The sequence below is a fragment of the Capnocytophaga sp. oral taxon 863 str. F0517 genome (assembly GCF_000466425.1).
Lineage (GTDB): Bacteria > Bacteroidota > Bacteroidia > Flavobacteriales > Flavobacteriaceae > Capnocytophaga.
Genome location: NZ_KE992117.1, coordinates 25,341 through 29,701, shown reverse-complemented (window position 1 = coordinate 29,701; position 4,361 = coordinate 25,341). Strand labels below are relative to the sequence as shown.

Below are 4,361 nucleotides of genomic sequence, written 5' to 3'. Positions count from 1 at the left end.
TTCTTTTTGTATTGTGTTGATTAGTAAGTTGTTGGGATTTTAATAACACATCTGATACATTACCTATATTAGCATTTTCTTAAATCTAAAAAAAACTTTATTTCATTTAGCAATTCTTTTTCTGTTATATTTCTTCTTTCTTTTATTACTTCTAATTTATTTTCATTGATTATTTCAAAATCAAAATCATAGCTAATAATCTTATTTTGACAATAATTATAAGTAGATATATATACTAATTTATCCTCTTTCTTAATTCCTATAGCACATGTATCAGCTTCCCATAGATCTATGACTTCTACCTGTGAGGTGTCTAATGTATTCTTTAGATTTTTTAAAAAATTTTCTATTGTAATATCTTTCATTTTGTAATTCAAAAATAAAAAGTTGTTCATTTGATTGATTTTCCCTCGCTGGTGCGAGCTTGCAGCTCGTATCCCAATGCATGAGTAGGTGTAGGGGCTAATGGCAATTAGCCCTTGAAAGAGAGTAAATTAGGAATGAATCCCTTGCCTTATTTATTCGCATTCTAAATATGATTGACTATAACAACATATCTGAAACATTACCCATTACCTTATAATCAGGTAGTATCTCATAAAGTGTGTAAGTTCCCAAAGTCTGATTAAAAATATTTGGGCTAGCCCAAATATTTTTAATCAGACTTTGAAAAAAGTATTAACTTTGTAATTTACATATATTATGATCGATACAGAACAAATTCTAAATGACAAGGATTTTTTCAAATCCTTCAAAAATGCGACAGATCTTGAATCTTTTTTCAAGAAGTTGCATAAAAGAGCTGTTGAGCAAATGCTTGAGGCGGAACTTGATACCCATTTGGATACTGAAAAACACCAAAGAACCAAAGATGGAAATTATTGTAATGGATACATCTCCAAAAAAATAAAAACTTCTTATGGGGAGGAAGAAATCAAAGTCCCTCGTGATAGAGAGGGTAGCTTTGAACCTAAACTCGTCCCTAAAAGGAAAAACATCATCGATGGCTTAGAGAATATCATAATATCTCTATATGCTAAAGGAATGAGCGTTAGTGATATAGAGGAGCAAGTCCGTGATCTATATGGTTTTGATGTCTCAACTTCCACCATTTCTCGAATTACAGAAGCCATCTCCAATGAGGTTATAGCCTGGCAAAATCGTCCTTTAGAAGAACAATACTTAGTGGTTTGGATGGATAGTATTGTCTTCAAGGTTCGTGAGGGATCTAAGGTCATCAATAAGACTATTTACCTTGCCATAGGTCTCAATAAAGAGGGTTTTAAAGAAGTCCTTGGTATGTGGTTAGGTAAAAATGAATCTGCTAGCTTCTGGATGACTGTTCTCACCGATTTAAAAGCTCGTGGTGTACAGGATATCTTTATCACAGCTACAGACAACCTTAATGGTTTTACAGAGACTATTAATGCTGTTTTCCCTAAATCCAAGACTCAAATCTGTATAGTCCATCAGATTAGAAATGCTTGTAAATATGTGTCTTACAAGGACAGAAAAGACTTTACAGCAGACATGAAACATATTTATACCGCTCCTAATGAATCTGCTGCCAAGGCAGCTTTAGAAGACTTCGCCCAAAAGTGGGAAAACAAATATGGTTATGCCATTAAATCTTGGCGTGATAACTGGGATAATCTGACTGTTTTTTACGATTTTCCTGTTGAGATACGTAAAATTATCTATACAACCAATATCATTGAAAATCTAAACGGAAAGATACGCAAATACACTAAAAATAAGTTGTCTTTCCCTACAGATGAGGCGGTTCAAAAATCTGTCTTTCTTGCTATTAGAGAGGCAACTAAGAGATGGTCTAAGCCTATTGCTAACTGGGGTATTGTTCTAAACCAATTTATGCTTATCTTTGCTCCTAAATTAAAGGCCTAAAAAACAACTCTTGATTTTGGAAACTTACACACTTTGAGGGATAGTGTCATACATTAATTCTTCTGTATTTATATATTGTGTACTATATGTGTGTATTATTGTTTCTAAATCACTTATTTTCATATTTAATCAATTTCTATTATTGTATATTCTTTTCCATATATAGCAGGATCATATTCCCATTGATGTTGAAAAGGATTTAATAATTTGGATTCTTCTACTTTTTCTAATTTGAATTTACTACCATTTTTGAAAAGTATTTCAGATTCAAGAGGAGCATCAGAATACTCTCTTATTAATTTTCCTTTTTTGCCCTTTACAATAATTAATGAAGCTTCTTGTGTCTTTAAATTATTTTTTGTAAGAAACTTTATTGCAATATCTCTTTCTGATGATGTTAGTATTGTTTAATCTTTTTGTTGCTTAAATAGCATTTTCTAATGTTCTTGACCTTCTGTTCAGTCCATTTCGATATCTTCTCTGCAGGATTAGTGTATTTAATCTTATTGTCGATTCTAACAATAATTCTTCTCTATAAAATTAGTGCACCCTAAATTTAATAAAATTCTGTTTCATTAAATTTTTCTTTTAATTCTTTCAAATAATCCAAATAATTTTGTTTCTCTATATCATTCATAAGTTTCCATTGAATATTTTTTATTTCCTTAGTTATCTTTATTAATTCAACAAACATATTTATATTTTCCTTTACAAAAAGATTATACTCTTTTTCACTTGAAAATGAGTGACTATTAATTGTTTTCATAAGTTGGTCTTTTCGCTCTTTTAATAAAAGAAGTTCTTTTTGATAATCTTTCATATTATAATTCTTTTAACCAAATTGTTTTTATAGGAATCATGTAATCTTCTGGATTAGGAGAAAAACCTACTTTTTCCACTTTAAATATCGTCTCAGACTTAAATAATATTTCTTTTTCAGATGGTAATGTTGAAAGCTCTTCTATTAATTTTCCTTCCCTCCCTTCTATTCTTATTAAGACAGTATAAGGTCTATTCCTCATAGCTTCAATAATAGCATCTTCTGAATATGTTGCAGAAGTAAATCCTTTTGTTTTTATTAAGGAACCTTGAACATATAATTTTGAAATTTTATCTTCAGATAAATCTTCAATTCTATATAAAAGACTATTATTATGATTAGATGTTGGTAACTTTTTCAACGCTTGGTTCATTAAGTTTTTTTGAGAGAGATAAAAATCAGTGATAGGTATTTCACCTCTTAGAGCTCTATTAAAATTCTTATATCCCTCTTTGGTTGTATAAAATCTCAATACAGCTTCTTCCTCTAACGAAAGCTCCTTAGTAAATTTTCTTGCGACCTTTCCAGTTACAAAATCATTATATATTTTCCTATAGTCTTCATTGGATAGTAACTTCTTAAGATCCTCATTTATCTGTATTTTAGTTACTTTTCCTACATTTCCAATCCCTTTTCCCCATACTTTCTTAAAATTCTTGCTTAGAATGCGTTGTGATTCATTGATTGCTTTATTAGCTACGGCTATATCCAGCAAATCTCCATACATCTTAAGATATTGAAAGCCTAAGAAAAAGGCAGAGTTCGTGTCATAATAAGCTACATACTGCTGGTAATTCTATCAAAGAGAGACTTTAGAAATTTACTTAGATTTTATTTAAACCAAAAATTTCTAGCTCTAATTTCTTACTTTCTTCAAATAAACATTCCATATCAATTAAATAATAAAAAAAACTAAAATTTTCTCCTAATTCTTTTTTCAATAACTTAGCAGATTCAATAGCTCTTTTCGTAAAAATATAGTTTCTAATCTTATCATTATGTAAAGATTCTGCGGGATAATCATCATTATACGTCTCTTGATATAACCTATCTAATTCTATAATCTCTTCTTTTAAATAGGTATTAATAGGAAGTTCAGTAATATCTATGTTATCAACTTCCATATTGTCATCATATATCCATATAGGAGAACATTTGTATTCAAAAAAATATCTTATTTTTTTCATAATTACTTTAATGATTTCATGTTAGCACTAACTACAAATCCATTACTACTAACCTCTATAGCTGTTCTATATTTATTATCTTTGTATATAAATTCATAAATAGCTCTAGTTCCTTGATAGTCAATAATTTCTCCATTTTTCAGCCCCTCCATAATAAATATTAGGTATTTCACTCTCATTAATTCCTTTATTCAGAAATTCTTCTTTATGCTTTTCAAGAATATGCTGTAAACCAGCTTTTGCATTCCCTTTCTCTAGAAAAATAATTTTATCTTCCTTATTTTTAAACACCCATATCAAATCTTCTTCCGTAAATTTTACACCTTTATCTTTAAGTTCTTGAATGAGTTTTTCGTCTAATAATTCCTCTATCTCATTTCTTTTATTTATGATGGTAGATACTTTGCTTTTTATTCCTTTTCCCCATACTTTCTTAAAATTCTTGCTTA

7 protein-coding genes are annotated in these 4,361 nt (G+C 29.4%); 1 reads left to right on the top strand and 6 read right to left on the bottom strand.

The window, feature by feature from the left end; all coding sequences use genetic code 11:
* Positions 1-68 precede the first annotated feature (68 nt).
* On the bottom strand, positions 69-365 hold the full coding sequence (locus tag HMPREF1551_RS04425; RefSeq protein WP_034544301.1) for a hypothetical protein: 297 nt from the start codon (positions 363-365) through the stop codon (positions 69-71).
* 337 nt (positions 366-702) lie between these two features.
* Between HMPREF1551_RS04425 and HMPREF1551_RS04420 the strand changes: the two genes are divergently transcribed.
* Positions 703-1,905, top strand: coding sequence for an IS256 family transposase (locus tag HMPREF1551_RS04420; RefSeq protein WP_021627850.1), 1,203 nt, complete (start codon positions 703-705; stop codon positions 1,903-1,905).
* Between the two features lie 125 nt (positions 1,906-2,030).
* On the opposite strand, the gene HMPREF1551_RS14480 is transcribed toward HMPREF1551_RS04420, so the two are convergent.
* From HMPREF1551_RS14480 to HMPREF1551_RS13875, 5 genes are all read right to left on the bottom strand, one after another.
* A complete protein-coding gene (locus HMPREF1551_RS14480; protein ID WP_410492498.1) occupies positions 2,031-2,231 on the bottom strand; it encodes a hypothetical protein in 201 nt (66 codons plus the stop codon).
* Between the two features lie 230 nt (positions 2,232-2,461).
* On the bottom strand, positions 2,462-2,725 hold the full coding sequence (locus HMPREF1551_RS04415) for a hypothetical protein (protein WP_021627849.1): 264 nt from the start codon (positions 2,723-2,725) through the stop codon (positions 2,462-2,464).
* A 1-nt stretch (position 2,726) separates the two neighbouring features.
* Positions 2,727-3,452 carry an ADP-ribosyltransferase gene (locus HMPREF1551_RS04410; protein ID WP_021627848.1) on the bottom strand — a complete coding sequence of 242 codons (726 nt, stop codon included), beginning with the start codon at positions 3,450-3,452 and terminating at the stop codon, positions 2,727-2,729.
* A gap of 97 nt (positions 3,453-3,549) precedes the next feature.
* Complete coding sequence (locus HMPREF1551_RS04405; RefSeq protein ID WP_021627847.1) at positions 3,550-3,912, bottom strand: hypothetical protein; 363 nt, start codon at positions 3,910-3,912, stop codon at positions 3,550-3,552.
* Between the two features lie 120 nt (positions 3,913-4,032).
* Positions 4,033-4,361: hypothetical protein (locus HMPREF1551_RS13875; RefSeq protein ID WP_021627845.1), on the bottom strand; the 329-nt coding region annotated here is incomplete at its 5' end.